This is a genomic window from Nocardia sp. NPDC004573 (genome assembly GCF_053602135.1).
On sequence record NZ_JBSGDA010000039.1, the window covers coordinates 1 to 14083 of the forward strand.

13 protein-coding genes and 1 pseudogene are annotated in these 14083 nt (G+C 68.9%); 5 read left to right on the forward strand and 9 right to left on the reverse strand.

Annotated elements, in window-relative coordinates:
* On the forward strand, nt 1–212 hold a 212-nt coding region (locus tag ACWEKR_RS34025), incomplete at its 5' end, for a hypothetical protein (RefSeq protein ID WP_452357998.1).
* A 72-nt stretch (nt 213–284) separates the two neighbouring features.
* On the opposite strand, the gene ACWEKR_RS34030 is transcribed toward ACWEKR_RS34025, so the two are convergent.
* The 4 genes from ACWEKR_RS34030 to ACWEKR_RS34045 all read right to left on the reverse strand — a co-directional run bounded on the left by ACWEKR_RS34030 (nt 285) and on the right by ACWEKR_RS34045 (nt 5142).
* Complete coding sequence (locus ACWEKR_RS34030; RefSeq protein WP_452357999.1) at nt 285–1472, reverse strand: CHAP domain-containing protein; 1188 nt, start codon at nt 1470–1472, stop codon at nt 285–287.
* Nucleotides 1473–1726: 254 nt separating this feature from the next.
* Nucleotides 1727–2578, reverse strand: a complete 852-nt coding sequence (locus tag ACWEKR_RS34035; RefSeq protein WP_195091448.1) for a TIGR02569 family protein — start codon at nt 2576–2578, stop codon at nt 1727–1729.
* A 55-nt stretch (nt 2579–2633) separates the two neighbouring features.
* Nucleotides 2634–3818, reverse strand: a complete 1185-nt coding sequence (moeZ, locus tag ACWEKR_RS34040) for an adenylyltransferase/sulfurtransferase MoeZ (protein WP_195091450.1) — start codon at nt 3816–3818, stop codon at nt 2634–2636.
* A gap of 148 nt (nt 3819–3966) precedes the next feature.
* Complete coding sequence (locus tag ACWEKR_RS34045; protein WP_452358000.1) at nt 3967–5142, reverse strand: DUF3152 domain-containing protein; 1176 nt, start codon at nt 5140–5142, stop codon at nt 3967–3969.
* Nucleotides 5143–5424: 282 nt separating this feature from the next.
* On the opposite strand from ACWEKR_RS34045, the gene ACWEKR_RS34050 reads away from it, so the two are divergent.
* On the forward strand, nt 5425–6090 hold the full coding sequence (locus ACWEKR_RS34050; RefSeq protein ID WP_040869167.1) for a TetR/AcrR family transcriptional regulator: 666 nt from the start codon (nt 5425–5427) through the stop codon (nt 6088–6090).
* An 80-nt stretch (nt 6091–6170) separates the two neighbouring features.
* On the opposite strand, the gene ACWEKR_RS34055 is transcribed toward ACWEKR_RS34050, so the two are convergent.
* On the reverse strand, nt 6171–6398 hold the full coding sequence (locus tag ACWEKR_RS34055) for a DUF3107 domain-containing protein (RefSeq protein WP_159847420.1): 228 nt from the start codon (nt 6396–6398) through the stop codon (nt 6171–6173).
* 66 nt (nt 6399–6464) lie between these two features.
* A complete protein-coding gene (locus ACWEKR_RS34060) occupies nt 6465–7004 on the reverse strand; it encodes a YceI family protein (RefSeq protein ID WP_452358001.1) in 540 nt (179 codons plus the stop codon).
* 102 nt (nt 7005–7106) lie between these two features.
* On the opposite strand from ACWEKR_RS34060, the gene ACWEKR_RS34065 reads away from it, so the two are divergent.
* Nucleotides 7107–7946 (forward strand): helix-turn-helix domain-containing protein, encoded by an 840-nt coding sequence (locus ACWEKR_RS34065; protein ID WP_452358002.1) that lies wholly within the window; start codon nt 7107–7109, stop codon nt 7944–7946.
* Between the two features lie 6 nt (nt 7947–7952).
* On the opposite strand, the gene ACWEKR_RS34070 is transcribed toward ACWEKR_RS34065, so the two are convergent.
* The 3 genes and pseudogenes from ACWEKR_RS34070 to ACWEKR_RS34080 all read right to left on the reverse strand — a co-directional run bounded on the left by ACWEKR_RS34070 (nt 7953) and on the right by ACWEKR_RS34080 (nt 10651).
* A complete protein-coding gene (locus ACWEKR_RS34070; RefSeq protein ID WP_452358003.1) occupies nt 7953–8654 on the reverse strand; it encodes a ferritin-like fold-containing protein in 702 nt (233 codons plus the stop codon).
* Between the two features lie 27 nt (nt 8655–8681).
* Nucleotides 8682–9738: pseudogene (locus ACWEKR_RS34075) on the reverse strand (alpha/beta hydrolase).
* Between the two features lie 55 nt (nt 9739–9793).
* Complete coding sequence (locus tag ACWEKR_RS34080) at nt 9794–10651, reverse strand: SCO6745 family protein (protein WP_452358004.1); 858 nt, start codon at nt 10649–10651, stop codon at nt 9794–9796.
* 409 nt (nt 10652–11060) lie between these two features.
* Between ACWEKR_RS34080 and ACWEKR_RS34085 the strand changes: the two genes are divergently transcribed.
* The gene (locus ACWEKR_RS34085) at nt 11061–12794 is read left to right on the forward strand and encodes a DEAD/DEAH box helicase (RefSeq protein ID WP_452358028.1); all 1734 of its coding nucleotides are present in this window, start codon (nt 11061–11063) and stop codon (nt 12792–12794) included.
* Nucleotides 12795–12821: 27 nt separating this feature from the next.
* Nucleotides 12822–14051 carry an Rv3212 family protein gene (locus ACWEKR_RS34090; RefSeq protein WP_452358005.1) on the forward strand — a complete coding sequence of 410 codons (1230 nt, stop codon included), beginning with the start codon at nt 12822–12824 and terminating at the stop codon, nt 14049–14051.
* Nucleotides 14052–14083: the final 32 nt, after the last annotated feature.

Here is a 14083-nt window from a genome sequence, read left to right on the forward strand (position 1 = left end):
AGGGCGAGAACATCCCGGAACCGGGCATCCCGGAATCGTTCAAGGTCCTGCTCAAGGAACTCCAGTCGCTGTGCCTCAACGTCGAAGTGCTGTCGGCGGGTTCCGCCGTCGAATTCCAGCACGGGGACGACGAGGGCGATCGCACCGCCGCGAACCTGGGAATCTCGCTGTCCGGCAATGAGTCCGCTTCGGTGAACGATCTGTCGAGCTGATACCGCCGCGCATTGATCGGCGCGCCGCGCACGGAACTGTCGCGATAGTCCGTGCGCGGCGCACCGGAACCGTCAGGAAGCCTTCGCCTGGTTGGACGGCGGCTTGACGACGCCGACGAGCGACCCCGCGTTCATGGAATAGCTGTTGGATTTCAATTGATCACTGGAATTGCCCTCGATCGTGGTGATCCGGCCGGTTCGTGGGTCCACGGACTCGACGATTCCGACATGGTCGGGGGTTCCGTCACCCTCCCAGTCGAAAATGATCATGTCGCCCTTCTGGGCGCTCGAGATGTTCGCCGCCAATCCCATGTGCTTGGCGTCGTTCCAGATCGAGGGCACGTAGTTCGGGTTGGTCCACTCGACGTTGTAACCGGCCTGATCCCACGTCCAGGTGGAGAATGCCGCGCACCACGCGTCGTTGATGTTGTAGGGGGCCTTGTAGAGCTTGCCATCCTTACCACGGAACATCGGGACATTGTTGCCGCCGATTTCGGAGACACCGAGCGCCAACTGTTCCCGAGCCTTCGCGATGATATCGTCCGGTGTCCCGGTGCCCTGTGACCACGTAGCGCTGCTCGCGGTCGGCGCCCACGGAGCTCGGGGGCCGGCATCCGGTGCGCTGCCGTAGGGGTTGCGCGGGAGGTCCGGAATCATCTTGTAGATATTGCCCGCGTTCCGTTGCATGCCGCTGTCCGCGTCCTCGATCGTGTCGTGCACACGGTCGACGCCCTCCAGGAGCAGCTGCAGCAACCGGTTTTCCTCGGCGGCGGTCAGGTGCAAGTTGCCATCGGGCAATCGGGTCAGCTGGTGCTCACCGGGTTCACGCTCCAACTCGGTTTTGAGCCCGTTCACGATCTCTTTGACATCCTGGAACGCCTTGTTCGAGGTGTCGAAGCTCGCGATGGCGCTTTCGTTCACGCTGCCGTTCTGCGCCTGCAGTTCTGACGTTTTGTCGAGAAATGCACCGCGCTTGTCTTCGTACTTGTCGACCAGCACCGACGATCCGGGTTCGAGCGTCTGGGCGCCATCCTTGGTGAGCTTTTGGCCTGCCGTGCTCAGCAGCCCGTCGTTGCCCCACACTTTTTTGTCCGCCAACCAAGCGATCATGTCCTTCTGCCCGCCGTCCCAACCCGACGCGAAAAGGAAGACCGAGTTCTGCATGTACACGTTCGCCGTGTCGACGACCGCATTGAGACCGCCGCTGGCGTACTTGGGATGTGGCAGATCAGGGAGATCCAAGTCCGACAAGGTCGTCATGCACGCCCTCCACACGACGCGGTCCCCACGGTCGGCCGCCGCGGGACAACTAACAGCATTCGTCAACCTCTCTCGGCGAGGGTCTCCTGGCACATGCGGCACGCACATGCGTTACCGCGAGTATCCGGCATTCCCGGCATTGGCGACAGCGGGCGGCCGCCACGAATCCCCTCCGCATGTGGGTGAAGTGTCCGCCGGATCGGATCAGCAAGACCCGCGACTTCGCATCACATTGCCGGAGAGTAACTCCGCTGTCAAAGGGTCAGGCGCACCATGTCCGCCGTGCGCGCCAGACCCGGGAACGCCTGGGGCGTCGACCGTGGGTGCAGCGCGTGGACCGCCAGCCGGAACATCACCGCGCGCAACAACATCTGCGGCCACTCCGGCAGGTCCGCCCAGCGATCGAGCAAGCCGTCGTCCGCGCCACCCCAGGACAGGGCGTCCACTACGACCACTGCCGCCGCCCAGGGCACCGGCCGCCAGTACGGGGTGATGTCGGAGAGTCCGGGGACCTGCGCGCCCGCGAACAAGACCGTGCCGAACAGGTCACCGTGCACCAGCTGCGGCGGGGTCTGCACCGGTTTGCGCAGGGTGGCCAGCTGACCGATCAGTTCGATGCTGCGCCGGCCGTCCGGGGAGGTCGACAGGGACGCACCCCCGGCGCGGAGGCTGCGCAGCGGCACCGGCTCCCAGGCGGCGCGATCGGCGGCGACGAACACGTCGATGTCCACCCACGGCACGACCGGTGGCTGGGCGAGAAAGCGCGGCCGCTCCAGATCCGCCGTCGCCTGATGCAGGCGCAGCGACACCGAGACCACCTCGTCGTGCCGCGGCTCGGGTGCGCCCTCCAGATAGGTGTCCGCACGCCAGCCCGAGACGACGTAGCGGCCGTCGGTGGCCCGCACCGGACGCGCCAGCCGCAAACCGTCGACCTTCAGCGTCTCGCGGATCTTCGCCGACCACGCCGCGCGCGCGTGATCGGCGACGGGACTCAGCACCACGTCGCCGAAGCGCCAACCGCCTTCCCAGTCACCGAGCGAAACCGGGGTCACTTCGCGCAGACCGAACGTGGCACGCACATGCTCGGGAGGTTCCACAGAAGTCACGGCCGTACGGTACGTCGTGTCTGATTTGGCGCGCCTCCGGCGCGCCGTATCCGCCTCAGTACACCGGGAGCGACTTGTCCACCTGATTCGCCCAGGCGATCACACCGCCCTGCAAGTGGGTGGCATCGGAGAAGCCCGCGCGTTTGAGGGCCGCCAGGGCCTCGGCGGAGCGCACGCCGGTCTTGCAGTGCAGCACGATCGGACGGTTCTGGGGCAGTTCGGACAGCGCCTCACCGGACAGGATGCGGTCCTTGGGGATGAGCTTGGCGCCCTCGATGTGCACGATGTCCCACTCGACCGGCTCGCGCACGTCGATCAGCTCGATGGGCTTGCCCGACGCCAGCAGCTCTTCGAGCTCGCGCGCGGTGATGGTGGAACCGGCCGCGGCCGCCTGGCCCTCCTCGGACACCACGCCGCAGAACGCCTCGTAATCGATCAGTTCGGTGATCGGCTGACGCTCCGGGTCGCGGCGCAGTTTGATGGTGCGGTAGTTCATGTCCAGTGCGTCGTACACCATCAGACGACCCAGCAGCGGCTCGCCGATGCCGGTGATCAGCTTGATGGCCTCGGTGACCATCACCGAACCGATCGACGCGCACAGCACGCCGAGCACGCCGCCCTCGGCGCAGGACGGGACCATGCCGGGCGGCGGGGCCTCCGGGTACAGGTCGCGGTAGTTGATGCCGCGCCCGTCCGGGGCGTCCTCCCAGAACACCGAGACCTGGCCCTCGAAGCGGTAGATCGAGCCCCACACGTACGGCTTGCCCGCGAGCACCGCGGCATCGTTGACCAGGTACCGGGTGGCGAAGTTGTCGGTGCCGTCGACGATCAGGTCGTACTCGCGGAAGAGGTCCACCGCGTTCTCCGGTTCCAGCCGGAGCTTGTGCAGCCGGACATCGATGCCGGAGTTGATCTCCAGGATGGAGTCGCGCGCGCTGTCGGCCTTCGGACGGCCGATGTCGGATTCGCCGTGGATGATCTGACGCTGCAGGTTCGAGGCGTCGACCTCGTCGAACTCGACGATGCCGAGCGTGCCCACACCCGCGGCGGCCAGGTACAGCAGGGCGGGCGAGCCGAGGCCGCCTGCGCCGATCACCAGCACTTTGGCGTTCTTCAGACGTTTCTGTCCGTCCACGCCGAGATCGGGGATGATCAGGTGTCGGCTGTAGCGGGCTACCTCATCCCTGGTCAGCTCCGCGGCCGGCTCGACAAGTGGCGGCAGGGACTTGGGTGATGACACGTCCAGGACTCCTCGAATCGCTTGGCCGATCGCTGCGGCGGGTATGACGCCCGTGGCGGGCTGGGTCAACTGTGCAACACCGGCGACCGGGCCGTTCTTCCCATCCATCGTTCCGTATACCGGACACGGCGTGACAGCCGCCCCGCCCTTACCCGCGCGGGTAGGGCCAGGGGTTGAAGCGGCAGCGCTTGCCGTCCATCGGGACCACGCCGTGCGGATCGAGGGCGGCGATGTCGTCGTTGCGGGTGCCGAAGGTCTGCTGCATCATCACCGGCGCCAGCCCGCCGTCGGTCTCGCACGCCTGGTGCTGGTGGTAGCCGATGGCGTGGCCGACCTCGTGGTTGATCAGATACTGCCGGTAGGAGCCGATATCGCCCTCGAAGGCGAGCGCGCCGCGCACCCAGCGCACATCCGAGAGCACCACGCGGCGATCGTCGGCGTTGTAGCAGGAGGTGTCGATCGGGATGTCGAAACCGCACTCCTTGCGGCTGGAACCGCGCGAGGTTAGCGAGACGCGGAAGTCGGCGTCGCCTTGGTCGACCCGGCGGAACGCGAATTTGGGGTCGTGCACCCAGCTCTTCGGATTGGCCAGGGTGGAATCGACCATCTTGGCGATGGCCTCGTCACCACCCAAGCCGGAGGTGTCCACGCCGTTCTCGATCTCCACGGTGTAGCGGAAGACGGTCGCGGTTCCGGTGCCGATCTGGGCCGTGGTGCCGGGCACCACGTGCCAGGAGCCGGCGCCGGTCTCGGCGAACCCGCCGCCATCGGGCAGTGCTCCGGTGGGGAGATCGGTGGGAAAGTGCCCGTCGCCCGGTGGGGCGCCGATGATGCCCGCGGTGGCGGTGGCCGGGCTGAGTCGCCCGAGCCCCGGATCCGATCCGGCGGTGCTGTCGGTGTCGGCCGCGCGCACCGCGTCGACGGCGACCAGAACGGTGATCACGACCAGAACGGGCAACGCGTACGCCCGCCAGCCGTAGGTGGAGACGAATCTGCCGAGCGCGCTCTGCTTCTTGGCGTCCCGTTCGGGGCGACCGCGGTCCCTGCCCTCGTCGGGGGACGTGGGATCCCAGCGGGCGCGCAGCGGCTGATGGGACCGCTCGGCCTTGTGGGAGTAGAGGCCGAGCGGATCGTAGACCTCGACACCCTCCCGATCGGACTGCTGCCGGTCCGAATCAGTCTGCGGCGCAGGTGTTTCGGGGGCCGTGCCGCGCTTGCGCTTGCTCGTCTTGCGGCCGGGCGACCCGCCGCCGGCTCCGGAACGCTTGGCTGCGCCGGTCCGAGCCGCCCCATCCGTTCGCGCCTCTGGCCAGGTTCTCGCCATGCTGTCCGACCCTACGGAACCGGGCGCTCCGGGGCCAGCCGGGCGGCGCGCACCACGCCGCCCGCCGGGCGGTCTCTCCGGTCGGTCGGTCACGGTCACCAGAGTCGCACAGCAGCGCATCCCCACTCACGGGCACATCGGCCGGCCCCTTCGGTGCGACAATGTCTCTCCGGGTGGCACCAGTTGTCCGGCCCCGATCCGCGGGCGGGCAACAACCGGGTATCGTTCATGAGACAACCCGGTGCACACCCCTTTGCCGGGGAATCGACTGGGAGAGCCGAAATGACTGACCTCGTGGACCGGATGACGTCCCGTCGATCGTCGTCCGAGGCCATGGCACCCGCCAAACGCGGTACCCGGCTTCCGCGCGACGAGCGACGTCAACAGCTACTCGCCGCGGCAAGCGAAGTCTTCGTGCAGCGCGGCTACCACGCCGCGGGCATGGACGAGATCTCGCAGTGCGCCGGAGTGAGCAAGCCGGTGCTGTACCAGCACTTCAGCAGCAAGCTGGAGCTCTACCTCGCCGTGCTGCAGAACTACGTGGACATGCTGGTGTCCAGCGTGCGCCAAGCGCTGCGCTCCACCACGTCCAACAAGCAGCGCGTCCGCGCGGCGGTGCAGGCGTACTTCGATTTCGTGGACAACGAGATGCAGGGTTTCCGCCTGGTCTTCGAGTCCGACCTCACCAGCGAGCCGCAGGTGCAGCGCCGGGTCGAGCAGGCCACCGAGGCCTGCGTGGACGCGGTCTTCGACCTGGTCGCGCACGACTCGGGCCTGGACCCCTACCGGGCCCGCATCCTGGCCGTCGGCCTGGTGGGCGCGAGCCAGTTCACCGCGCGATACTGGCTGGAGGCCGATCGGCCGATCCCGAAGGAGGAGGCGGTCGACACCACCGTCTCCCTGGCGTGGGGCGGCCTGAAGCACGTGCCGCTGCACCCCATCGACTGAGCGCTTACGACGACGAACGAGCCCTTGTCCCCGATGTATCGGGAACAAGGGCTCGTTGCTTGTCGGCCGGAAACCGGGAGTCAGACCGCGGCGAAACCGACGCGGCCGCCGGTGGTCGAGCCGATCTCGACGTAGGCGACCTTCGAAGCCTGGATCAGGAACTTGCGGCCCTTCTCGTCGGTGAGAGCCAAGACGCCGCCGTCGCCGCCGAGCGCACCGGACACCAGCGCCTCGACCTCTTCCTGGGTCTGCGCGCTGCTGATCACCAGCTCGCGCGGGCTATCCGAAATACCGATCTTGACCTCCACGGCCAACCTCCGAACCTGAGAGTCCTGTGCTGTCGAGTCCAGGCTAGTGGTGGCCGCCGGGGAAGCTCACTTCGGCTCGATGAGCTGAATCTCGAGCTCGATCTTCACGGTGTCGCTGAGCATGCCGGGCAGCGGGCCGCCGACGCCGAAATCGGTCCGCTTGATGGTGCCGGTGGCGGAGAAACCGGCATGCCGATCGCCGGTCGGGCCGAAGTCCTGCACACCGCCCCACTCGACCGCCAGGGTGACCGGCTTGGTGATCGAGCCGAGCGTGGCCTCGCCCTCGACCTCGAAGGTCTCCGCGACGAGCACCGGATGGTTGGCGCGGAAGGTCAGCGTGGGGCGATTGGCGACGTCGAGGAAGTCGGCGGTGCGGATGTGCGCGTCCCGGTCGGCGTTGCCGGTGTCGAAGGAATCGAGGTAGATCGTCGCGCCCACGGTGGCCGCGCCCGACTCGTCGACCACGAATTCGGTCTCGAACCGGGTGAATCCGCCACGGACCTTGGCGATGCCGAGATGGCGGATGGTGAAGGCGACCGAGGAGTGCGCGGCGTCCAGCGCCCACGAACCGGACTTCAGCGTGGTGGATTCCGAGGTAGATGTCATGCCTCCGACAATGACCGGACCGCGGTCCGGTAGCCAGACCGCCGTTATCCTGGACCTGACAGGGCGCGGATAACCGTCCTCGGACCAGGCACGATGGGACCTATGGCCAGTAACGGATTCGCGGAGTTCCTCATCGCCCGGCGCGCCGAGCTGCGGCCGTCGGACGTCGGCTTGCCCGAGGGCGGACGCCGCCGGACTCCCGGGCTGCGCCGCGAGGAGGTCGCCGTCCGCGCGGGCGTCAGCGCCGACTACCTGGCCCGGCTCGAGCAAGGGCGCGACACCAACCCGTCGCTCGCGGTGATCGACGCGTTGGCCGACGCGCTGCTGCTGCGCGGCGACGACCGCCAGTACTTCGGCATGCTCGCGGTGGCTTCCGGCAACGAATCCCGGTGCCCCGGGGGCGAAGCCGCACAGGAGCAGGTGGCTCCGACGATCGAGACGATCCTGCACGCCCTGGAGCCGACCCCGGCGTTCGTGGTCGGCCGCAGGCTGAACGTGCTGGGCTGGAACCAGGCGTGGGCCGATTTCGTCGCCCCACTGGGCCTGCTGGACGGACCGGATCAGCCCAATCTGGCCTGGTACACCTTCGTGCACCCCGCGGCACGGCGCGTCCTGCGCAACTGGGAGGAAGCCGCCGACACTTTCACCTCCGCGCTCTGCCGCGCCAAACTCCACTGGCCCGGCGACGACGCGCTGCTCGAGACGATCGAGGCGCTGCGCGCGCTGCCGGATTTCGCCGACCGCTGGAAGCCGCATCGGGTCGGCGCGCCCGGTTCCGGCACGTTGCACCTCGACCATCCGGTGCACGGCGTGGTCGAGGTCCCGTTCGAGAACTTGGAATCCGACCGCCGGGACCAGAGCGTCGTCGTCTGGCTGATCGACCGGGCGAGCACCCACGCGCCCGGTTTGCGGCTGGTGCCCAACCGCGCGGCCAACGCGTAGCCGCGCTCAGATACCGAGTACCGCCATGCGCTCGGCGTGACTGTCCTGCATCCGCTCGATCAGCGCGGCGATGCCGTTGAGGTCGCCGGTGGCGGTGAGGACCAGATCGGTGAGCTCGTCACGCTGCGCCATGACGAATTGCGCCTGCGTGATCGCCTCACCGAGCAGCCGCCTGCCCCAGAGGGTGAGCCGGTCACGTTCGGAGCGGCTCTCGGTGACCGCCCGCCGCACCTCCTCGACGACGAACTCCGAGTGACTGGTCTCGGCGAGCACGTCGCGAACCACCGCGGCGATGTCCGGGGTCAGCGCGCCCGCGATCTCGGTGTAGAAGTCCGCGGCGATGCCGTCACCGACATAGAACTTCACCATCGACTCGAGCCACGTCGAGGGATCGGTCGAGGCGTGATAGTCGTCCAGCGCGCGCACGAACGGCGCCATGGCGTCGAAGACTTCGGCGCCCCGAGCGGCCAGCGCGGACTCCAGCGTCTTGAAATGCTCCATCTCGGCCGCGGCCATCGCCGCCACCGCCACCTTGCCCCGCAGGGTCGGCGACAGCTTGGCTTCCTCGGCCAGCCGGTAGAACGCGGAGATCTCGCCGTAGGCGAGCACCGCGAACAGCTCGGTCACGCCGGGATGGCTCGCGGGGATGAAGAGGTTCGCTGGGTCGGTCGACGAAACACCTAACGCGGCAGGTGACTGTGCTCCCATGCGCCCCAGCGTAATACTCGGCGCGGGTCACGCGGTCTCGGCCAGGAACTTCTCCAGGTAACTCCATGTCGTGTCACGCGCGGTCGGTCCGGCCAGGATGCCGAGGTGACTGCCGGGGGCGGTCTCGTAGCGGACCAGCGCCGCTCCGGTGAGCACGCGGGCCCCCGCTTCGACGGCGGGGGCCGGGGTGATCACGTCGGAGGGCCCGCCGACCAGCAGCACCGGCACGGTCACCCGATCCAGCTCGATCCGGCGTCCGCCGAGGACGACGGCACCGCGCCCGATGTCGTTGTGCAGGATGAACCTGCCCCACAGCTGTCCGTAGAAGCGCCCCGGATAGCCGGGGCATCTCAGCCATGAACCGGTCGATCGTCTCCATTTTCGCCAGCGCCTCGGTGCGCGCGATATTGCTGGCGACGAACCACGGGCGGGTCAGCTCGCGATCCCAGGCGGTGACCTTGTAGCCGATTCGAGTCAGTGTCGCAGGAACGCCACCGGCTGCGCGGATGACGGTCGAGGTGGCCCGGCCACCCGTGAGGCGCGCGACGGCGCGCAGCTGCGGCACGCCGGTCATCCGGTCGTAGTCCAGCGGCGAGCCGACGGCCGTGATCGAACGGATGGGCAACTCGGGATGCGCCGCGGCGGTCAGCAAGGCCAGCGTGCCGCCGAGGGACCAGCCCACCAGATCGACCGCGCGTCCGTCGCGGTCGGCGCTGGTGCGCAGCACCGCCTCGGGCAGGATGCCGTCGATCCAGTCCTCGAACCCCATGCGCCGGTCGGCGAAGGTGATCGCGCCGTAGTCGACGACGTACGGGCTGCGGCCGATCTCGAGCAGGAAGCGCGCCAGGCTCTGCTCGGGCCGTAGATCGAAACAGGTGGCGGGCGCAGCGAGCGGCGGGACCAGCAGAACGGCGGAATCTCCCTCCGGCACGGTCCCGTCGGCTCGCTCGAACCGCCGCAGCTGCCGGTGCGGCTGGTCGCACAGGATCGTCGCGGGAGTCGGGTCCGGCGCCTCGATACCGGAGCCGAAGGTCAAGGCCCACGCGTTGCGCGCGGCGAGAGTGACGGTGTCGGCAAGACTCACAGCGAAGAGAGTCTCATATATCGGTACCGCGGGTAACAGGCAACTCCCCCCAGCGTCACCGCGGTCCCATGCCGACCGGATTGAGCGGCGGGACCACCGCCTCCTGCACGTCGCGTACCAGGGGCGCGAGCGAGGTGGTCAACTCCGTGATCGCGTCGGCCGACAGCACCGCGAGCGCTCCGGTACACGCCGCTTCGTCGGTCTCGGCTTCGACCTCGGCCAGCAATGCCGCGCCGCTGCCGGTGAGGGTGGGCGTGACCGGTTCTCCGGCGACCAAGCCACGGGCGCGCAACTCGTCGAAAGCGTCCGCCCACTCCGTCTCCGACACCCCGCGCGCGGGGCGCATCACCGATTCGGGCGCCTTACCCGCGGCCACCTGCACGACCAGCGCTTGACGTCCATCGAGACCGTGGGTCACCAAGGCCGCGACGTGGCCGTCGCCGCGGTGCTCGCGCAGCGAGGTGCTCAGCTGCCACAGCGCGGCCACCGGGTCGGTGGGCAGTGGCAGGGCGGCGTTCGCGGCGAACAGCGCCCGCCCCGTGGGATCGGCCGTGCGCTGCACCGGTGCCAGCAATTCGACCGCGCGGGCGCAGACGGCGTCACCCGCGCCCACGCGGCGCAGCAGACCGGTGGCCAGGTCCAGCCGCGCGTCCAGGCAGCGTTGCGGCGTCGCCCGCTCCCACGCCTCCGGAAGCGCGCGACGGACCATGTCGGGATGGAATCCGGCGAAGATCGCCTGCACAGCGGCGGGCGTCACCGCGCCCAGCGGGGCGGCGCGGAAAGCGAAGTAGGTCTGCCAGTAGCCGCGCAACCCGACCCCGACGCCCGCCTCCTTGACGCCGGTTCCGAAATAGACGACATCGTGTAGCGGTTCGAGCGTCGCCCAGATTTGCCGCGCCGGATGAATTCCCATGTGGCGCAGCGTACGTGCGCGCCCGGCGCGGCGAAAGCACACGAGGGGTCCGAGGGATTTTCGATAGCGCGCCGCGGCGGCAATTCGAGCGACGCACAATATCACGCTACAATCGCGTCGGACAACGGAAAGTTTCGCTCGACAGAGTCGCCGGACGTCGCGCTCACGCACACCGCGGAGACGCCGCTGCGACGGCCGGCCGCTTTCGAGTGCGAAGTTTTCGTTGGACAGGAAAATGTGCGCGCACCAATCCGCGTCACCAGTGCGCCGCGCCGATGTCTTGCGAGGTAGTCGCCGCTTTTCGCGGCAGGCGCCCGGCATCCGGAGCGTGGCCGGGTGAAGTATCGCCTGCGGAGTCGTGGTCGTCGTGGACCGCCCGGTCCGCCCCACCTCGTGCGCGCGGGACGTGATTACGAGGAAGGCACGAACCCTGAGCAAGATCACAGTCGATCAGGAACCAGGTCTGGCGGAGACCCTGTTGACGGCCGAACTGGACGCGACGCATACCGCCCCGACATTCGCCGAATTGGGCGTGCGCGCGGAAATCGTCCGCGCACTCGGCGAGATCGGAATCGAACGTACTTTCGCCATTCAAGAACTGACCCTTCCGCTGGCGCTCGCCGGCGAAGATCTCATCGGTCAGGCCCGCACCGGTATGGGTAAAACCTTCGGATTCGGCGTGCCGCTGCTGCACCGGATCGCGACCGCGGAATCGGGCACCACACCGCTGGACGGCACGCCGCGAGCGCTGGTCATCGTGCCGACGCGCGAGCTGTGCATCCAGGTCACCCAGGATCTGGAGAACGCGAGCAAGTACCTGACCAACCATCGGGGACCGCTGCGCGTCGCGTCCATCTACGGCGGCCGCCCCTACGAGGCGCAGATCGCGGCGCTGCGCGACGGGGTCGACGTGGTGGTCGGCACGCCCGGACGACTACTGGACCTGGCCGATCAGCAGCACCTGATCCTCGGCAAGATCGGCGTGCTGGTGCTGGACGAGGCCGACGAGATGCTCGACCTCGGCTTCCTGCCGGACATCGAGCGCATCCTCGGCATGGTCCCGGACAAGCGCCAGACCATGCTGTTCTCGGCGACCATGCCCGGACCGATCATCACCCTGGCGCGCACCTTCCTGACCCGCCCGACGCACATCCGGGCCGAGGAGCCGCACGACTCGGCGGTGCACGATCGCACCGCGCAGTTCGTCTACCGCGCGCACGCCCTGGACAAGAGCGAGCTGATCGCGCGCATCCTGCAGGCCGAGAGCCGCGGCGCCACGATGATCTTCACGCGCACCAAGCGCACCGCGCAGAAGGTGGCCGACGAACTCGCCGAACGCGGCTTCGCGGTCGGCGCGGTGCACGGCGACCTCGGACAGATCGCCCGCGAGAAGGCGCTGACCAAGTTCCGCAAGGGCACCATCGACGTGCTGGTCGCGACCGACGTCGCGGCGCGCGGCATCGACATCGACGACGTCACGCACGTCATCAACTACCAGTGCCCGGAAGACGAGAAGACCTACGTGCACCGCATCGGGCGCACCGGCCGGGCCGGGCGCACCGGCGTCGCGGTGACCCTGATCGACTGGGACGAGCTCAACCGCTGGTCGGCGATCGACAACGCGCTCGGGCTCGGCATCCCCGAACCGGTCGAGACGTACTCGCGCTCGCCCCACCTGTACTCCGATCTCGGCATTCCCGAGGGCGTGACCGGCGTGGTGCGCAAGGTGAAGCAGGAACGCGATCCGGACGCGGTGGTGGTCGAGCGCCCTGCTCGTACCGCGCGCAAGCGCAACCGCAAGCGCACCCGCGGCGGTCAGCCGATCGAAGACGCCCCGAACGTCACCGCCGATGACACCGATGCCCCGACGGGCGACGAGGTCGCGGACGCCGAACCGGTGGCCGACGCCGACAAGCCCGCCCGCCGCAGGCGCAGGCGGCGCAAGGCGACCGGCGACGCCACCGACACCCCGGCCGCGGCGGAGCCGACCGCCGAGTCCTCGGATGACGACGCCGGGGCGGAATCCGACGCGACCGACCGGCCTGCTCGTCGCAGGCGCAGGCGCCGTCGGTCGGGCGAGGGCGACGGGGTGACCGAGGACGCCGGGAGCGCGGCCGAGCCCGCGGCCGCCGCATCGGCCTGACCCACCGGATCGGCTAGTCTCGCATTCGTGCTCGCACCCGAGCGGCGGACGCGCGCCGACATCCTTTCCGCAGTCGCGATCGCGGTTCTCGTGGTGATCGCCGGGGCCGTGGTGTGGGTGCGCGGGGACGCGCACGGCACGGAGTCGGTGACCGCGTCCTCCACGGTGCCGACCCCGGCCGCGGCCGATCGGTTGCCGGCCGCGCTACGTGAGCTGTGGCACGCGCCGGACGGCGCGAGCGCGCGGGCGCTCGTGTCCGGCGGCGTCGTGGTGACCGGTGACGGCGACACGGTCACCGGTCGCGATCCGCGCACCGGTGACCAGCTGTGGAAGTACCGGCGCGACATTCCGTTGTGCGGGGTCGAGGGCCAGTACGGCATGGTGATCGCCGTCTACCGCGACGAGCGCGGCTGCAGCCAGGCCACGATGCTGGCCGGCGACAGCGGCGCTCGTCGCACCGCGCGCAGCAGCTACATGGATCGCGACGTGCGGCTGTCGGTGGACGGCACCTATCTGCTCGCGCAGGGGCCGCAGCGGTTGGAGATGTGGCGCTCGGACCTGGTGCGCACCGTGGAGTACGGCTTCGTCGACGCCCCGGTGAACGTCAAGACCCAGCCGCGCCGAGGCTGCACGTTGCTGTCGTCCGGTTCCAGTCCGTCCCGGCTCGCCGTGCTGGAACGCTGCCCCGTCGACCCGGCACAGCGGCTCACCGTGCTCAACCCGGCCCCCAAGGACAACACGGTGCCGGAGGAGTACGGCTCGCACGTATTGACCGGTCCCGGAGCGGATTCCCCGGAAGCCAAGGTCATCGCGGTGTCCGACAGCCGCATCGTGCTCTACTTCCCCGGCGCCGCGACGGGGGCCGAGCCGCTGCCGCCGCGCTTGGCCGTCTACGACAGCAACGGCAATCCGATTGTGGTGCATCAGCTCTCGGCGCCGTTGAGCCAGGCGACGACCACCACCCGCATCGGATCGGCCTACTTGGTGTTCACCGGTAACAGCGTGATCGCGTTGAACGGCAGCACTTTCGACCCACTGTGGACCGCGGGCGGCGCCCTCGGATCCCCCGCGCTCATGGCAGGCAAGCTGCTGCTGCCTACCTCCGGCGCGCTCACCGTCCTGGACCCCGCGACGGGAGCCGAAGCAGGGCGCATCCCGGTGGAGCGGCCCGGCCATACCGGAAGCCCCATCTCGCTCACGGTCCTCGGGACGACCGTCCTCGAGCTGCGCGACGGCGAACTCCACGCGTTCGCCTGAGGGACGGCGAACTTGTCGGTGGCATGGAGCAC